The sequence below is a fragment of the Wukongibacter baidiensis genome (assembly GCF_050888315.1).
Classification (GTDB): domain Bacteria; phylum Bacillota; class Clostridia; order Peptostreptococcales; family Caminicellaceae; genus Wukongibacter; species Wukongibacter baidiensis.
Map to the genome: position 1 here is coordinate 1,320,865 of NZ_CP138202.1, position 18,271 is coordinate 1,339,135.

Sequence of the window (18,271 nt, forward strand, 5' to 3'; positions counted from 1 at the left end):
CGAGGCATCAGGGGGGAAGCCTTTTTGCGTTCGAAAGAAATTGTCCTTTTTATCCAATTCAGCAGAGTATGAGATAGAATAGAATTAAAAATTCAGAGGAATCAAACCCCTTGTTTTGGTCAGATTTTTCTTCGGTAAATGACCTTAATAATCCCCTCCCTTATGACTTTTTAGTCTTAATCACAAGGGAGAGTAAATCTATATTTAAAGCACAGCTGTACCTAAAAGTCTTTCTTCTTTTAGTTATTTCCTCAATTGTTTTTCTTATTTAATTAATTTCCAAGGCGTCTCCCATTCATTATTAACTTCTTTACTAGGATCATCTCCCCTAGTCCACCACTTGGCTTCATAAATGTGACCTTTGTAAGTCACCCTATTTCCTTGAGTGTATGTAGAGGCTGAATCCCAAGTATCGCCACTAACTCCTTGATTTTCTTCGGAATTTCCATCCTCTTTCTCACCGTCGCTACTTCCATTATTAGATATATCTAATATACTAATATCGTTATAGGCATTAAAGATTTGTGCGAACTCGTATTCTTCTTGTATTATACTACTTGCACTTGTACTTACATAACCTAACGCTCCATTCGGTGATTTATCTCTATTTATTGACCACATAGATATCATACCAACTTGCTTTCGCTTTGCAAACTCTAATGTTTCTCTAGCATCCTGCTGGTTGAATGTTTCAGTTGTAACATCATTTAAACCAATCATTGGTGTGGTCCCAATCATGCCCCATAATTGATCATCTGTTTTAGGTGTGTTATAGTCATTGTACAGCTTTTCTAATTGATTTTTAAGGTTACTAATAGCCTCTATTCCATATTCCCCCATTTGGTTATTCGGATTTGGAGCAGCTGAGTCCCCATAATCCATAGTCATAACATTAACCCCGGCAATATCAACATCTTCATCTAAGGCTAGCTTAATCAAATTTATTCCGTCATTAGTCAATCCAGATGGCAAAACCGGCAATGTAAACCATATCTCTAGATCATAGTTTTCAGACTTCAGTTCATCTTGAAGAGTTCTTAAGGCTTTACTATTTCTTTTTAATGAATCTATATCATTTACCCACGTACCCTCAATGTCAAAATCAATTCTAGTTAAACCATAAGCCTTTATAAACCGTTTGTATTGCTCCTTTAAAGATTCTACATCTGGAGCTGACACATGTAGAGGAACATTAGCAGCACCTCCAAATGAAACCATAACGTCTCCGCCCATTGCTCTTACCTTTTTAATTTCCTCATTTAAAGGACCTTCCTCAGCTGAATAATAAGTTCCCCAAGTCGGCTTACAGACGTCTTTACTTTGAGATACTATGAAGCCTAGGTTATAGTAAGGAACCTTTAACTCTTTAGTTTTTTCGGCTAAAGGAAATGGGGGCCAAGCCGTAGCATCCACAAAGGGTGCAAAGACACTCTCTGGCCATTTTATCCCTTGACCTACATCTACATTTGAATAGTCTGGATAAACTACGCTTGAATTATTATCTGGTTTTTCTGGCTGTGATGTGTTGTTATTATCACCTGGATTACTGGCATTATTATTTGTACTCTTTAATTCCCACGGCGTATCCCATGCATTTACAACATCCTTATTTGGAATATCTCCTTTAGTCCACCACTTTGCTCTATAGGCTTGTCCATTATATTGAATTTCATCCCCACCCCAATAAACTGAGTCTGACTGCCACTGTGATAGTTCTTTTGCATATGATAATTGGATCATAGCTGTAATTGATAGTGAAGATACAATCGTAGTAATTAATAGTTTTCTAACCTTATTTCTTTTTTCTAGCATAGTAACTCCCCCACTGGTTAATCAAATTTAGTAAAGTTAGTAATATATATCAATGTAATTCTTCTAACCCTTCTTTTTTTATAATCCTTTACTTACTTCTTTATGAACATTTGAGTAAACATGCTACCATATCTACCACCTTCTTGAATACCTATACCAATATGTGTATAGTCTGGACTAAGTATATTTCTACGATGTCCTGGTGAGTTCATAAGACTTTCATGGGCTCTTTCTACCGTTTGATTCCCTGCTATATTTTCTCCAGCACTTCTATAGCTTACTCCAAAGTTCTTAAGCATATCAAATGGACTACCGTAGGTAGGAGAGTTATGACTGAAATAATTATTATCAATCATATCCTTTGATTTCATTCTTGCTAGCTCTGTTAATTTAGTATCCACTATAAGTGGTTTGACTCCATTTTGTCTTCTGGCTTCATTAATCAAATTAACCATTTGTTGTTCTTTAGCAGATATACCTTGGTTAGTAGTTTGATCAGGTTTGTTTGTATCTGTATCTGTACCTGTATCAGGATTTGGTGTCTCGTTTCCTGTTTCAGGTGCCGGTGTTTCATTTCCTGTATCGGGTTTTGTTGTTTCCTTTTCCCAGTTTTCCACTTTTTCTATTTTTTCGCCTAAGTACCCTTTTATCCTGTCATATCTATCTTCACTAATCATACCTTTTTCATAGGCTTCTTCAATTTGATCTAGACAAGCGTTTAATCTTGCAAGTATATCCTCTTTAGTAAAGGATGTTTTATAAGGCGTACATCTCCTATATGTCTTATATTTTTTATAAGTATTATTCTTGTAGTTTGCTTGAAAATTCTCTAAACTAGGTTTCATATCCTGTTGCCTAGCTTGACATGTATTAGTAGGCGTTAATGCATTAACAGGCACTAACAAACTCGCCGATATCACAGTACTTAATCCCAATGTTACTAATCTCTTCTTCAACATAACTTATAACCTCCATATAATTGTTTGTTTAACATTAATTTCTTGTAATACATCTATCTGATCACTTATAAACTATGGTCTAGCTAAAAGTGTTGCTTCGACTATGACCTTAGTATATATAGGAATTATGGAAGAATTATCATAAGAATATGGGAAATTGTGTGAAAATCTTTTTACAAATAAGCTAATGAGTATTTGAATATCTAAATATTATATCCAAAGAAAATTTTCTATTTATTCAACGGAAACATGGAAATAATATGTTCATAGTAAATATGCAAATGCATACAAAATGGAGGTATTAGTGTTAAATAATATGAAAAAAATAAATGACTTTCTTAATTCGTTAGATGAAAATAGAATATACTATCGTATGAATAAAATAAGACCAGAGAGTATAATGATTGAGGTTGCAGTTCCAGGTCAAAGATGGGAAATAGAGTTTATAGAAAACGATTCTATTGAAATAGAAAAATTCATTAGTAATGGAAAAATTTATGATTATACAGAATTAGAAGTTCTATTTAATGAATACTCAAACTAAATATGATATTTAAAAAATCTCAGAAAATTAAAGAAGCTGTCTCATAAAGTTTCTTATGAGCGCAGCCTCAGGATGCTTCGCTACTTGATTATTCCAATGAATATCTTTTTTATAGTAAACTATTTCATTGATTCTCTCTAATATAGTCACCTAATTTAGGCTGTACATTAAACATATTTTGAAGCTTTTTATACTCTTCTATGGATTTCTCATATTTCTTATTCCCTAACGCTCCACCTTTTACCGCTCTCACCATAACATTTTTAGGTGTCTCACTAGAGGCTACATAATCGAATACTTTCACTATATACCCCTTGCTTTCTAACAATAATGTCCTCATAGAATCAGCTACCATATCGGCTAGCCTTTCTTTATAAACTCCATGTCTAGTGATTGACGTTAGCGGATGTTTCTTCATCTTCTTTCGAACGGTATGTTGGCAGCAAGATACTGTCATTATATACTTAGCCTCTTCTAAAATTCCCTTAGCTATTGACATGTCCGTTGCCATATCACAGGCATGCAGACTATATACGATATCTGGCTTCACATGAAAATCCACATTAAAAATGTCATCGCATATAAATTCCATATTGTTAAGTTCAAGCTCATTAGCAGCTGCTTTTGAAGCGGTTATAACATGTTCATTATAATCAATACAAATAAACTTAACCTTCCTCTTTTCAATATTGCTAAAATAGTAGTTAGCAACAAAGGATAAATAGCTTTTTCCACATGCACAATCTACTAATATAATCTCTCTCTTTCGAGATAACCTGTTTACAGCTTTATTTAAATGCAATAAAAAATCATATATCTGCTTATGCTTTTTTAATCTTTCTTTGTAATTTTCACCATTCTTATTGGATAGCCCAATTGATGAAAAGATATTTTTCAATTCATCTGCTTCTAAATTTATATTTTTCATTTCTACCATCCTCTTATATATCTTCTATCTCTTAAACTCACATTAATTTCACCGCAATAACAATAACCTCAAATAAACAAAATAACCGTAAAGTAATCAATACTCTACGGCAAAAGAAAAAAGTAGCCCTAGAGAATATACAAGATCACTAACTGATAAATTAGGAATACTTAATAAACTGTTTACTTTAAAACAGTTCTTCCTAATTATTCAGTTAACGAATTTGTAGTATTCTCCAAGCTACTTATGCTATTTGAACTAATATAACACTAAGTGGCCGGATGTCATTCCACCTTATCTTATAAATTTTGTTATTGTTATTGCTTACATTACAACAATAAAATAACATATTTTAAATATTAAGTCAATTCTACTGTATACTCCATTTATTAGCAATGATCTCTTAAACTTTGCATTCATTGCTTTTCTTGAATTATAATTACATAATCAAAACCTATTTTTCATTTCTATACCCTATTTTATCTAATCATTCTTAATCCATTACTAAGTCATTCAGTAGACCATATATATTATTTTTGAAAACTTAGGTAAAACAAGCTGACATTGTTTTATCTGGATGATTTTCATAATATATATTATCAAAATTTCTCATAATATTCTTTTAATTCAGATAGTTTTTCTTTAATAATATTTTTTAGAGCTATAGGTTTTATTGAAATTATATTATCAGTATAGTTAATTAGATAATTGGCAATAAAGTTTTCTTCTCCTTTGTTATAAAAGCCTCTTATAAAATATTGCTCTTTTTCAAAGTAAAGTTGCATAGATGGATAGTGTTCTTTATAAAACAAGTCAACGCCTTTAGGTAGTATACCAATTTCAAAATCCGTGGCATTTTCTTTCCTAAAGATACTAAATGATTTTTTCTTTAATTCATTTACAGATTTAGCTTCATACTTGGTATCCAATGTCAGAGATAAGACCTTATCGCAACGAAATACTTGCACTGTTTTTGTTTCATGATTAAATGCAGTTGAATACCACTGACCATATGCAGAGGAAATATCAAAAAATTGTACATAATACAGTTTCTCTATGTCTTTTTTATTATATGTTATTTTACACACCTTTTCTTCAATAGCCATTTGTAAAATATCTTTTAAAAATGGACTGCTATTATAATGTTGGGAATATCCTAAACTAAATATTTCTTCCATTCCATGAATACGGTTTATTTGTTCCTTTGAAAGGCATAGCTCAAATTTCTGTTTTAAGTTTTCTACATTTAAATGAAAAGGTGTTGTTTCATAAGCGTTTAGTGTGAGCATAGAAAAATACAAAGCGTATACCTCATCCACCGTAAATATAATGGGAGATAATAAACGATTTTGCAAAATACCGTAATATCCATTTCTACCGGGCTGGGAATAGATCGGCATCCCAATCATTTCAAGAGATTGTATATCCCTTAATGCTGTACTTTTGGAAATTCCATATTTACTCATAATGTCTTTTAGATTGAAAAAGTTTTTATCGTTTAGATATATCATCATATCATTTATTCGTTCTGATTTACGCATCGCCATATTCCTTTCAGCCATTCATTAAAAGGTGTCGTAAATTGATACCTTTTAATAGTATACTATAAATACAAAATGATGGAAAGGAGATTTAAACATGAACACAGAGAAAGAATTTAAAAGAATAATGTCCACCCAAACAATGATAGCTTTAGCAACAAGCGTTAATGAGGTACCTAATGTCAGGATAGTAAATTTCTATTTTAATGAATTAACTAATTCTCTGTTTTTTACATCCTTCGAAAACAATGAAAAGGTAAAAGAGTTTAAGATAAATAACAATGTCGCTTTTACAACTATTCCCAATGAAGGAAGTGAACATATAAAAGCTAAAGGTTTCATCGAAAAAAGCAATTTAACCATTTATGATGTTGCAGATCGTTTTACAAAGAAAATCCCTGATTACAAAGAAATAATTGAACAAGCAGGACAATATCTTGTATTATTTGAGATTAAATTTGATACTGCCAAAGTAATATTAGACTTTGAAAATATTGAAATTATATCCTTAAGATAATATCTTTAGTTATAAAAAAATAATTTATAATAGCAGTAGTCTTGATATATATCAAGACTACTGCTATTATCATGATTACGCACCGCTCAAAATTTCGCAGGTAAGTATTCAGCCCTATCTTGACATATATAGAATGGACTGTATTAATTACTACTGCCCTCTTCCTTTTAATAAGTGGCGGTATACAATATCTATTTAGTACTATTATTCCCTTAGGGGGTAATGCTGAAACAGTTTTATTTACTACATTTCTGTTGTATGCTCCAATAGGAATTATAGTCTTTGCTGCGGTCTTCTGCCTGAGTGGAGTAGTGATTTTGCATTTGCCTTTATAATTGGTAAGTTAGGATATATCCCTGCTATAATGGTAACTGATATATTTAAAATACATTGCGATTGCTGTTAAATATATGCCTCTATAAATAGTATTTAAAACAACTATTCACATCTATTGTAACATCTCTCCCGTCTTCAAAAAGTGATTTATCGAATCTTCCCACAGTTTCATATGTCCGTTAAATACGTCAATGGTGTTTTCCTCATGCATTTGTTCAATAATATCATCATTAATTGCCGTAAATGTATACTTGATCTCACAGTAAACAATATCACCTTTCCCATCCGTTAGTTGAATATCAATTACTACAATCAACTTACTTTGAATGAACTTTACGAACTGGATACCATAGTCACCATCATCATACTTCGTCATAATCCACTGATAGCTTCCAAAATCATTATCCGTCTCAAAAACACAACCTTTTTCAGCTAATCCACTCTCTGAATAAATCATTGTATAATCCCAACCTTGTAACCATTCTTTTTCACGTACAGGACATAGTAACTTGAAAATCTCTTCTTTCTTCCCATGTAATGTTTGTTTATAATTTCTTTCCAATCTTCTGCTTTTCAACATATTTATCACTCCTTCTAACTCAAGTTTAAACTATAAACCGATAGTCAGGTCAAAGTAGTTCTATATAATTTAGCCTGTGACCCTCTGTTTTCATAACGTTAACACCTGGTATATGTATATCCAATGGCTAATATCACAAACATATATTTGTTACATTTTTTTAACATTTAAGAGTTTAAAATTAATGATACTATTATTATAGTAATATTTTCATTAATTCCTATAAATTTCATTTAGTGTAAATTATGTACTTCATGTGTCTTTCAAAGTCAAACTCATAACCTAAGACATGTGGTTTATATATAAGAAACATTTTATTATTTATTAATAAAAGGGGGATATCTAGTGAGTATAAAGGCAAAATCTAAATCATTAAGGAAAAGAATAATAGTCATTTCTCTAGTTACAGTATTTATTTTATTTAACTTTATTGGATTTAATTTGGGCAATAAGTTTTATAATGAAATGATCAATCCATCTATAGACATGGAAAAAGACTCATATGTTTCACAATATTATAAAGTTTTAGAGATGGAAGATATTAATGTAGAATCAAAGCATGGATACAATTTAAAAGGAATATTAGTAAAAAACCCTTCACCATCTAATGATACTATTATTATAAATCATGGATATACTGGTGGTAAACGTTCAATGACAAACGTTGCTGATGTATATATAGAAAAAGGTTTTAATGTAGTTTTGTATGATATGAGAGGTCATGGTGAAAGCGGTGGAAGAAACTCAACTTTTGGTTACTACGAAAAAGATGATCTTGAATTGGTAGTCAAACACATAAAGAAGAAATATCCAGATGGCATACTGGGAATTCACGGATATTCAAGAGGTGCAGCAGCAGCCTTACTACATGCAGGAGTATATAATAAGGATAATAACATCTCTTTTTATATAATAGATTCTTCATGGTCTGACTTAAGGGGCAAATTTGTATATCAAAATGAATTTGTTTACGAAAATGAAGAGTACAGTAATCTTGAATATTCTTTTATCTTGACTTATGGTAACATAGTAACACGTATCCGTTCTGGATTCTGGTTTGGTGAGGCTTCACCAATTAACTACATAGGAAATGTACAAACTCCTATTATGTTCATTCATGGGAAAAAAGATGATGTAATACCTTTTGAAATGACACAAGAATTATATGACAAAAAAAGTGGTATTAAAAAAATGCATATTTTAAAACATTCAGGACATAGAAGATCTATAATTTTATATAAAAATGTAGTTTATGATTTCTTAGATGAAATACTAAATTAGTTGTTCGTTAGTGTACAGTAAGCTGGTAATACATATTTTACATGTTCTACTCTGATCTCAGAACTCCCGGTAGGAATCTACCGGGAGTTTTCTTTACAGAATATTTTGAGACTCTTATAAATTAACTAGTACACCTATTTTTATATTTTTCCGTTTAGTTCCTTGTGCCATTTTATTTAAATGCCATGGGGACGGAGTTATTGACACATTCCTTCCTCATTAATTGCTACGGCATCATTTTTTATTTTTGACACTATCTTTGTTTCTGACCATTCTTCTTTTTTTTGCATGCTTGCCAGCTCGCTATCTAGCCATATTTCTAATTCCTGACTTATATCAAGTAATGATTCATTCAAAGAAAAACGAAACCCTTCACAACCTTTTTGGCAATTGCCGTGACCGCTGCCCTTTTTTCTATCACATCCATATCCTTTAGAGATCTTTTCCTGTAAAAACTCCGGGAATTTCTCGATCACATCAGCATATTTTAAGGTATTTTTTGTTTTAAGGATGATACAGTAACCGTTATGCAAAGATGTCGAAAACCTCCATATTGCTTTGCCTTTATACAAGTAGATAAAATGAACACAGAACATCCCTAACTCTACATTGCATTTCATTCCCGAATCCAGATAACGTTGATGTAATTTTAAAACGAGTTCTTGCAAAGGAGCAGACAACGGATAGACAAAGTCTTTCAAAATAGAGGCGACTTCCGTATCCTCGTTTTTCAGCGCCCTGTAATCGCATCGGAGTAAAATATCGTCATTTTTACGGGATGATAGTTCATTCTGGGCAATCCCCAAAGTCTTCCAACCCGTTAGCATAATCGGATAATCTGGATATGTAATTTCTACTGCTTCAATTTTTGATATATCAGGTTTTTTCATACTCAAGTCAATACCATGAAAATTAATACCGCATTCAGTCAGAAATCGCATGCTTTTAATCATTTGCGGAACAGAAATTTTTGCAGTTGAATTTTTATTAAGAGATCTTTTGAGACTAAGTTTTTCCCAACCATTAACCAACAGTGAATCACCTTTCTCGGATAATATCCCATGCTGACCTATGTTTATTAATATGCTCTTAATGTTGTTTAAGAATGGAAACTCTACCGTCAAAGTTGTTTCGTCTGAAAACTTTTTCTTGCCTTTTTTAGGTACGTCACATAAACTGTTGTCAGCTATTAAACAATCGTAAAATCGATATAGGAAATCTCTGAAAGCAAGGACGCCGTTTCGTATGTCCTCTTCGTCTGAAATGTTTCTAAACATAGAATTGATTGTATATCGTTCAGGAATATTCACTGGTATTAGTTGTTTCAAGAATTTTGCCATGTCCCCCATTGTTTTTTGCATAAAAAATTCTCCTTTTAGTATACGTCAGTAATAATCACCGAATGGCATTGCCTCGCCGATATTAAATTCTTTCATTCTTCTCCTTGTATAGTAAGTTTATGGCTTAATAATTCAAGCTGCAAACCCTTTATTTTACCACTTTATTAATAAAATCAATTTCATACTTCTGTTCACCGTATTTTTTTTCATTGTCAATAATGGTACCTTCTGTGAGGGTTATACGCAGAACGATTGAGTTCGGATTGTCCTCGTCGCCAACCTCATCGAACCAGTCGAAGATTTTTTTGAACTTAGCTCTGATTTTCGCATTCTTCTCGTCCTTGACCCAACCGAGATTTTCAGCCATGCCCTGTAAAGCATAATCATCCAACCCGCAGACGGAAATTTCGTTGTTCTTTTCAATTTGCAAGGTTTTGTTTTTTCTTGCGTCCGTGGAAACATAAAAAACACCGTCTTCATAATAAGCACAAACCATGCGGACGGCAGGACGGGGATTACCGGCAGCGTTCGCAGATAATGATATTGTCGCAAGGGCAATAATTACTTCTTTACCGTTTCCGCAACGCTCTTCCATTAGTTTGATTGCATCTTCGTATTTGCTCATTTTTAAACTCCTCCAATATTATTGTTTATTCCTTTATTTTACATCCTAGCGCATTCGCACTATATTGTCAACGACGATAAAGTTTGATATGGTTGCCTTCTATTAGTTTTTCACGAATAACACCCTCTTCTCCACCTCGGAACAGGACAGCATGAGGTAAAAAGGGGCACGTCCAACTTATCAGGACTTTCAATTCCAAAACAATCTGTTAAATTTGCTTGATTATCACAATCTACAATCAACATGTTGTAAGCCATATATTTTAAAATTCGGTGATTTTTCTGCAAAAACAAAAGAGATAGGTATCTGATTTTTAATCCAATCCTATCTCTTTTGCTTTCTCTCACAAAGTCCTCTAAATCAAAGGTACTGTCCGTTGACATGTTCATATTTAGTTAAGTGCTCACTGCAATGAAAATTTCAAACTCTCCAACGGGCATTTTATTCCTAAAACCATGCCCATTCTTTATGAATTCAAAATCCTTCGTAGACCTTGTAAATACTGCTATTTCTCAGATTCTTTCCTTTGTATTCGTACAATAGTCTCCACATGAGTAGTATGCGGAAACATATCAACAGGCTGTATCTCTTCCGTCTTATACCCTAATTCATCTAATATTTTTAGATCCCTTGCCAAAGTACTTGGTTTGCAGGATACATAAACTACCCTTTCAGGCTCCATCATGGCTATGGTTTCCAAGACTACCCTATCACAGCCCTTTCTTGGTGGATCAACAACTACTACATCGGCTTTTAAGCCCTCCTTGTATAGCTTTGGTACCACCTCTTCGGCTTTCCCTACAAAAAACTCTGTGTTATCCATGCTATTAAGCTCTGAATTTTTCTTGGCATCCTTTATTGCTGCATCGATTACTTCGATACCATAAACTTTTTTTGCCTTTTGTGCTAAAAACAGCGATATGCTTCCTATTCCACAGTATATGTCAAACACAGTTTCATTTCCACTTAGACCAGCATATTCTAATGTCTTATCGTATAGTACTTTAGTTTGAAATGAGTTAACCTGGAAAAAGGATAGTGGTGAGATTTCAAACTTTAGATCACCTATGTAATCCACAATCTTATCTTGACCGTATAGTGTCTTACATTCACGCCCCAGGATTACATTGGTTTTCTTTGTATTTATATTCTGTACTATGCTTTTTATTTGAGGAATTTCTTTTGTCAGCTCGTTAATTATTTCATCCTTAAACGGAAGCTTTGTTCCATTTGTAATGACTACAACCATCAAATCATCAGAAGTATAGGAAACTCTCGTCAGTATATGTCTTAAAAGACCATTTCCAGTTTTTTCATCATAAATAGATATTTTGTTATTGTCAATAAAGGCTTTGAAAATTCTTATAATTCTATTGTTTATATCATGCTGGATTTTACAACCATCAATGTCCACAATATTGTGGGTACCCTTTTTATAAAATCCTATTAGGGCTTTTCCTTTTTCTTTACCTATAGGAAATTGGGCCTTGTTTCTATAATTGAATGGTGTATCCATACCTAATGTATCGTGTACCAGAATTCCTTCTAATTTACCTATTCTCTCAATACTGGATTCAACTTTTTTTCTCTTCATCTCGAGCTGCTTACTATAGTCAATATTCTGTATTTGACATCCCCCACATTCCTCTGCAACTGGACATGCAGGAGTAACTCTATATGGAGATTTCTCTTTGATTTCAATAATTTTTCCAAGGGCATAGCTTTTCTTTACCTTCGTTGCCTTTATCTCTATTTTGTCCTCGGGTATTCCTCCATCGACAAAAACAGTAAATCCATCTATTTTTCCAATTCCTTCTCCACTTTCTCCAGTATCGATTATCTCAATGGTATATTTTTTTCCTTCTTCTACAGGTATATTAGTCATATATTTTACCTCCTAGTAAGATTAATGATTATTTTAAATCTGTCTTTATGCTTTTCAGATTACTCTTTTTTTATTAACTCATATGTATTCTTAATGCTCTGATAAAAATATCTTTATCACTTAGGACTCTATATCGAGTCCTAGGAAAATTTTCTTAAAATATTATTATAAATTGCATAAAAATAGCAAATTTTTCAAAAATGATTTATAATATGTTTATAAGGCTTGTCTTAGGAGTGTGGTAATGTGCGAAGAACTATTTTTAATCTATTTTTAATTGTTATTATCTGCTTTTTAGCCTCCTTTATCCCGTTAAGTAATTCTTATTTTAAAATTCCACAGAATATCTTGCCAAATTTCACACTAAGTAAACCATCAAGAAATACTGAGGCCATTAGCGGTAATTATGAAACAAATTTTGATGATACTCATCTATATAATCCAACTAATATAGAGTTTACCATGATCGGCGACTTTGATAAAGGGACTTTTTCCTTAGGTGATAGTCATGATATGGTTTTAGAAGTTTTTAATAAAGATACTTTAATAAAGAAATATTCCAATACCGAATTTATAACTGGTCTGCTTAATACATCGGATGTAGATTATGAACTTAAGTATTCCTGCGATATTTCCCAGGAAAACCTAGATTTAAATCAAGGTCATTATAACTTTAAGTTTTACTCAACGGCTGCAAACTTTAAAGAAGTGACTCCATTTGAAGTATCTGTATATTATTTAAGCACTTCTAAATACATTTCATCAAAGAATACTATAGAAGAAGGTAAAAGGTATGTCACTTTATACTTCCCCGATAAAAATTATGAGTATCTAGTCCCAATCTCACGTAAAATACCTGCTACTAATAAACATAGTAGAAAGGTTCTAGATAATCTACTTCTGGGTCCTAAACCTACTTTATCCTTACATGCAGGTTCTCCAATACCTGAAGTTCCTAAGATATGGGTCAGTAAGGGGGTTGCTACACTTAGTCTTCCTTGGGATATTGGCATTTATGACCAAGACTCAGTTGTAAGCCAATTTTCATTAAACTCATTCATAAATACTTTAACTTCCATAGACGGAATAGATAAGGTACAGTTCTTAAGAGGTGGTAAGAAAGTTAAAACCTTCTTCAACGGAACTTATGTTAAAAAACCCTTTGAAAAAAATAATTCTCCAAAGGTTTATTTAGGTCTTCAAACAAGTAACGAACGTATTTTGCTTGTTCCGATTAATCTTGAGGAAAATATACCAGACATGGATCAATTAGTTCATAATATCTTCAATTCTCTAAAAAATAATGTAGTAAATGATATCCATTATGAAAATTTGTTTTCCATAGTTCCTAATAGCGTAGACCTCATAGACTATGAATACAGTAACAATATCTTAACTTTAAATCTTAGCGATGACTTTCTAACGGTCTATGGAGAGAGGGATGATCTTCAAAAAATGATGTTAGATGGCATTCTATACTCTTTTACTAGTATCTCTAATGTTTCAAAGGTTTCTATAAAGGTTAATGGAAATACAGTCGATTCCTTTAATGGAATCTCTATTTCACAATCTATGCCGGCTCCTAAATTTATCAATATTGAAGCCGAATAATCTAAAACGCATGTTTTTTATCATTTCTTCTTTAGTTCTATCTCATCAATAAAATAACACAAAAAAATTTGGCGCCCTAGGGGCGCCATTTAATATATTAGAATCAGTTACACATCGTAAACAATTACGAAGTATAAACTACTCCTTTAAATTATAATACATAATTGTTAACTTTATACATGTTTTTTTGTTTTTTGTTAGTTTTTTTTTCTATTTTTGAGATAACTTTAGATTTTCATTCTTTGTTATCTCCTTCTTATTTAACAGATTGCTCTAAAATATCCCATACTTTTTTATTTACTTTCTTAATTCTAACTGGCTTAAGTTCCTTATTCACAAAGGCATGGACTGTTTTTCCCTTAGCTAATAAAGCCCCATCTTCCTTCCTTATGACTTCATATTCAAAGACAATCCTAACTCCCTTTAATGAATCAACCTTGGTTCTAATAAGAATCTCATCAAAATATTTAGCTGGCTTAATATACTCACAATGACTTTCAGTAACAGGTAGTATTATACCTTCTTGTTCCAGTCTCTTGTATGTATATCCCAAAGAGTTAAAAAACTCCGATCTACCAACTTCAAACCACGTATAGTAGTTACCATGATATACTACTCCCATTTGGTCTGTTTCTCCATATCTTACTCTAACCATTGCATCATTTGAATACATGTGATCCCCCTCTTCAGTTGACTACTGGTTAGTAGCTACTAAAGGACTCTTGCTTTTCCACTATACACTAAGCCTCTTATTGCATCAACTGTAACCACTTGTCCATTATCCAGTAGATTTATACAATTTTCAGCACCAACTATAACAGGTTTTCCTAAGCTTAATCCCACTATTGCTGCATGTGATGACAGTCCACCCTCTTCAACTATAACCGCTGATGCTTTCTCTATATATTTTATCATATCTTTATCAGTAGCAACAGTCACTAATATATCTCCATCTTCAAATTTTGACTCTAGTTCAGAAGCTGTTTTAGCATTACAAACTTTACCAGAAGCAGCATTCTTACCTACACCCATACCTTTAATTAAAATTTCTCCAACTATGTCAACTTTAATAAGGTTTGTTGCTCCAGCTACACCAACTGGAACACCAGCAGTGATAACTACAAGGTCTCCACCATTGATATATCCGTACTCTCTTGCCTTTTCAACAGATAAGTCAAAAATTTCATCAGTTGACTTTGCTTCTTTAGTTAAGACTGGCTTAACTCCCCATATTAATATTAATCTTCTAAGTACTTCTTCTTTAGTTGTAGCAGCAATAATTGGAGCCTTTGGTCTAAACTTAGAAACCATTCTAGCAGTAAATCCTGAAGAAGTTGCAGTAATGATAGCTGAAGCGCCTAAATCATGGGCAGTTGTGCACGTTGCATGACTCACTGCATATGTCACGCTAGTTTCTTTATTAGCCGCACCTTTCTCCAATATCGCTTTATAATCTAATGACTGCTCAGTTCTTTCGGCTATATTAGCCATAGTTTGAACAGACTCTAAAGGATATTTACCTGCAGCAGTTTCGCCTGATAGCATTATTGCATCAGTTCCATCGAAGATTGCATTCGCTACATCTGTTACTTCCGCTCTTGTAGGTCTAGGGTTTCTCATCATCGAATCAAGCATTTGAGTTGCTGTAATAACTGGTTTACCTGCGGCATTACACTTTCTTATCATTTCTTTTTGTGCTAATGGAACCATTTCCGTCGGTATTTCAACACCTAAGTCTCCTCTAGCAACCATTATTCCATCGGATACATCTATGATCTCATCAATATTGTCAAGACCTTCTTGATTTTCAATTTTTGAGATTATTTGTATCTGATGAGCATTATTCTTTTCTAGAATCTTTCTTATCTCATGAACATCATCAGCCTTACGAATAAATGAAGCTGCTATGAAATCGATTCCGTTCTTAATACCAAACTCAATGTCACTTATATCCTTAGCTGTTATAGCCGGTAGGTTTATACTTACACCTGGAACATTTACACCTTTTTTATTCTTAACAGTTCCACCATTCTTAACTTCACATTTAATTTCTTTGTCGTTAGGTATATCTAATACTTCTAGCTCTATTAGTCCGTCATCTATAAGTATTTTATCTCCAACCTTTACGTCTCCAGGTAATTTATCGTAGGTAATAGTACATCTGCTTTCATCTCCAGCAACTTCCTCAGTAGTTAAAACGAATTCTTGTCCCTCTTCTAATTCTACTGCTTCCTTAGCAAACTTTCCTGTTCTGATCTCTGGTCCCTTTGTGTCCAATAGAATTGCTACAGGAGTATCTAGTTCACGTCTAACTTCTTTAATCATATTTATTCTTTGAAGATGTTCTTCATGGTCTCCATGTGAAAAATTCAATCTTGCAACATTAAGTCCACTTTTAACCAAGCTCGAGAACATTTCCTTAGATTCACTTGCTGGCCCAATCGTACATACTATTTTTGTTTTTCTCATACCTTCACCTCATATTTTTATTTATTTTTATATTGACAATATTTTAGTAAGTTCATACATTTCTTTATCAATCTCTTTTTCCACAGAAAGAGCTTCTTCAATTTCTTGATCAACTATCCTATTTTCTTTAATTCCAACAACTCTTCCCTTTTGTCCTTCAAGGAGAAGCTCTACACTCTTAGCCCCTAGTCTGCTAGCCAATATCCTATCCTGGGCTGTAGGCGTCCCGCCTCTTTGCAAGTGTCCCATTATAGTTACACGAGTCTCTATATCTGTTCTTTCTTGTATCTCATTGGCTATATCATAAGGTTTGCCAACTCCCTCAGCTACTATTATTATACTATGAAGCTTGCCTCTATTTCTACCACTAATTAACTTTTTACATATTTCATCCATGTTAAAGTCTATTTCTGGAATAATTATATTTTCAGCTCCACCGGCAAGTCCTGCATATAAAGCTATATCGCCGCAATGTCTTCCCATAACCTCAACAATATTTGCTCTTCCATGGGATGATGAAGTATCTCTCAAATTACCTATTGCATTTACAACTGTGTTAACAGCCGTATCAAAGCCAATTGTATAATCTGTGTAACCTAAGTCATTATCTATAGTTCCTGGTATACCTATAGTAGGGAAACCACTTTCACTTAATTTTTCTGCACCTCTAAAGGAACCATCTCCGCCAATTACAACTAGTCCATCAACACCGAAAATCTTAAGTACATCTAATGCTTTTTGGAATCCTTTTTCAGTCATAAATTCTTTACTTCTAGCAGACCTGAGTATAGTTCCACCTCTATGAATTATGTCTCCCACAGAGGAAAGATTCATATCCTCCATATCGCCTTCTATAAGACCTTGATAACCTCTTTGAATACCCACTACTTTTAAACCTTTAAATATTGCTGCCCTGGTTACAGATCTAATCGCAGCATTCATCCCTGGAGCATCTCCTCCACTAGTTAAAACACCGATTTTTTTCACCAAATCACTCCTTACAAACTTTCTTTATTTAATAAAATAATTACATTATTACCATAGAAAACCAATATATAAATTGCCCCTAGACTCTTTTGTTTTCAAAAGAGCAGAGAATATACCTATAAATAACTATCGGCTATATAATTTGTCGAAACCTCTAATAATATTCAATTTATTTAAAGTTGTATTAAAATGTAATGACAGGTAACGAATCTTTACTTAAGTAAAATTTAATATAGGAAAGTTAAATATATATAATAGGTTTTTCGTAGCTTATATAGTAAGTAATAAGGGAAGTAGGCATAAAAACTTCCCTATTCAATTTTAAAGTAGAAATATCAAGTATAGTTATTTGCTAAACTACATTTAATCAGAAACAGGCATCGACAGAACCTAAGATTTTTTACAATAAATTTACATGATTAGTATTGATTATTTATCACGCTATGTGCTTCATCTGCCTCACATTCAGGAACTAATAGCTCAAACATTGCATCATCCATTTTCCCTATCTTTTTCACCTTGACTAAAAAGCCTTCTGAATTCAACTTCTCTTGTACTTTTTGTGCCTCTTCTTCTTGGTGTGCAACGTAAATAACAGTCCACATACAAGTCTTCCCTTCTGAAACCTAATTTTGCTTTATATTTTAAAGCATTTTTCATAAAATTTCAATAGAACATATCATACAATTATTATAGTATAAATTTTATATAAAACTCCAATTTTTTTTAAACACATAGAACATTATAAACTTTTTGTGATTAAAAATAAATATATTTTATTTTTTATTGCTCAAAAAGTCTAAATTGCAAGTATCTTTTTTTCCTTAGAGGCCTTCTTTTATAAAGCCTACAGAAA

16 protein-coding genes are annotated in these 18,271 nt (G+C 32.7%); 4 read left to right on the plus strand and 12 right to left on the minus strand.

All coding sequences use genetic code 11. From position 1 onward, the window contains the following. Positions 1-264 precede the first annotated feature (264 nt). Together R9X47_RS06245 and R9X47_RS06250 are read right to left on the minus strand one after the other, a co-directional pair. The gene (locus tag R9X47_RS06245; RefSeq protein ID WP_432665877.1) at positions 265-1,812 is read right to left on the minus strand and encodes a carbohydrate-binding protein; all 1,548 of its coding nucleotides are present in this window, start codon (positions 1,810-1,812) and stop codon (positions 265-267) included. Between the two features lie 92 nt (positions 1,813-1,904). Then, on the minus strand, positions 1,905-2,771 hold the full coding sequence (locus R9X47_RS06250; RefSeq protein ID WP_432665878.1) for a CAP domain-containing protein: 867 nt from the start codon (positions 2,769-2,771) through the stop codon (positions 1,905-1,907). 304 nt (positions 2,772-3,075) lie between these two features. Between R9X47_RS06250 and R9X47_RS06255 the strand changes: the two genes are divergently transcribed. After that, positions 3,076-3,315, plus strand: a complete 240-nt coding sequence (locus R9X47_RS06255) for a hypothetical protein (protein ID WP_432665879.1) — start codon at positions 3,076-3,078, stop codon at positions 3,313-3,315. A gap of 124 nt (positions 3,316-3,439) precedes the next feature. Here the strand turns inward: R9X47_RS06255 and R9X47_RS06260 are convergent, their stop codons facing one another. Together R9X47_RS06260 and R9X47_RS06265 are read right to left on the minus strand one after the other, a co-directional pair. Continuing rightward, positions 3,440-4,243, minus strand: coding sequence for a class I SAM-dependent methyltransferase (locus R9X47_RS06260; RefSeq protein ID WP_432665880.1), 804 nt, complete (start codon positions 4,241-4,243; stop codon positions 3,440-3,442). Positions 4,244-4,842: 599 nt separating this feature from the next. Continuing rightward, complete coding sequence (locus R9X47_RS06265) at positions 4,843-5,784, minus strand: helix-turn-helix transcriptional regulator (RefSeq protein WP_432665882.1); 942 nt, start codon at positions 5,782-5,784, stop codon at positions 4,843-4,845. 97 nt (positions 5,785-5,881) lie between these two features. On the opposite strand from R9X47_RS06265, the gene R9X47_RS06270 reads away from it, so the two are divergent. Continuing rightward, positions 5,882-6,301: a pyridoxamine 5'-phosphate oxidase family protein gene (locus R9X47_RS06270; protein ID WP_432665883.1), complete on the plus strand. Its 420-nt coding sequence runs from the start codon at positions 5,882-5,884 to the stop codon at positions 6,299-6,301. A 448-nt stretch (positions 6,302-6,749) separates the two neighbouring features. Here R9X47_RS06270 and R9X47_RS06275 read toward each other — a convergent pair whose 3' ends face one another. Then, positions 6,750-7,217, minus strand: coding sequence for a hypothetical protein (locus R9X47_RS06275; RefSeq protein WP_432665884.1), 468 nt, complete (start codon positions 7,215-7,217; stop codon positions 6,750-6,752). Between the two features lie 345 nt (positions 7,218-7,562). Here R9X47_RS06275 and R9X47_RS06280 point away from each other — a divergent pair, with 345 nt between their 5' ends. Beyond that, entirely contained in the window at positions 7,563-8,498 is a 936-nt protein-coding gene (locus R9X47_RS06280; RefSeq protein ID WP_432665885.1) for an alpha/beta hydrolase, read from the plus strand. Between the two features lie 197 nt (positions 8,499-8,695). On the opposite strand, the gene R9X47_RS06285 is transcribed toward R9X47_RS06280, so the two are convergent. The 3 genes from R9X47_RS06285 to rlmD all read right to left on the minus strand — a co-directional run bounded on the left by R9X47_RS06285 (position 8,696) and on the right by rlmD (position 12,348). Beyond that, positions 8,696-9,859, minus strand: a complete 1,164-nt coding sequence (locus R9X47_RS06285; RefSeq protein WP_432665886.1) for a hypothetical protein — start codon at positions 9,857-9,859, stop codon at positions 8,696-8,698. Between the two features lie 127 nt (positions 9,860-9,986). Further along, entirely contained in the window at positions 9,987-10,463 is a 477-nt protein-coding gene (locus tag R9X47_RS06290; protein WP_432665887.1) for a pyridoxamine 5'-phosphate oxidase family protein, read from the minus strand. A gap of 505 nt (positions 10,464-10,968) precedes the next feature. Continuing rightward, complete coding sequence (gene rlmD / locus R9X47_RS06295; RefSeq protein WP_432665888.1) at positions 10,969-12,348, minus strand: 23S rRNA (uracil(1939)-C(5))-methyltransferase RlmD; 1,380 nt, start codon at positions 12,346-12,348, stop codon at positions 10,969-10,971. 246 nt (positions 12,349-12,594) lie between these two features. On the opposite strand from rlmD, the gene R9X47_RS06300 reads away from it, so the two are divergent. Continuing rightward, positions 12,595-13,959, plus strand: a complete 1,365-nt coding sequence (locus R9X47_RS06300; RefSeq protein WP_432665889.1) for a GerMN domain-containing protein — start codon at positions 12,595-12,597, stop codon at positions 13,957-13,959. Positions 13,960-14,215: 256 nt separating this feature from the next. On the opposite strand, the gene R9X47_RS06305 is transcribed toward R9X47_RS06300, so the two are convergent. The 4 genes from R9X47_RS06305 to R9X47_RS06320 all read right to left on the minus strand — a co-directional run bounded on the left by R9X47_RS06305 (position 14,216) and on the right by R9X47_RS06320 (position 18,020). Continuing rightward, positions 14,216-14,632: an acyl-CoA thioesterase gene (locus tag R9X47_RS06305; RefSeq protein WP_432665890.1), complete on the minus strand. Its 417-nt coding sequence runs from the start codon at positions 14,630-14,632 to the stop codon at positions 14,216-14,218. Between the two features lie 38 nt (positions 14,633-14,670). Beyond that, the gene (gene pyk / locus R9X47_RS06310; RefSeq protein WP_432665891.1) at positions 14,671-16,428 is read right to left on the minus strand and encodes a pyruvate kinase; all 1,758 of its coding nucleotides are present in this window, start codon (positions 16,426-16,428) and stop codon (positions 14,671-14,673) included. 27 nt (positions 16,429-16,455) lie between these two features. Further along, on the minus strand, positions 16,456-17,415 hold the full coding sequence (pfkA, locus tag R9X47_RS06315) for a 6-phosphofructokinase (protein WP_432665892.1): 960 nt from the start codon (positions 17,413-17,415) through the stop codon (positions 16,456-16,458). A gap of 419 nt (positions 17,416-17,834) precedes the next feature. After that, on the minus strand, positions 17,835-18,020 hold the full coding sequence (locus tag R9X47_RS06320; RefSeq protein WP_432665893.1) for a hypothetical protein: 186 nt from the start codon (positions 18,018-18,020) through the stop codon (positions 17,835-17,837). Between the last annotated feature and the right edge of the window lie 251 nt (positions 18,021-18,271).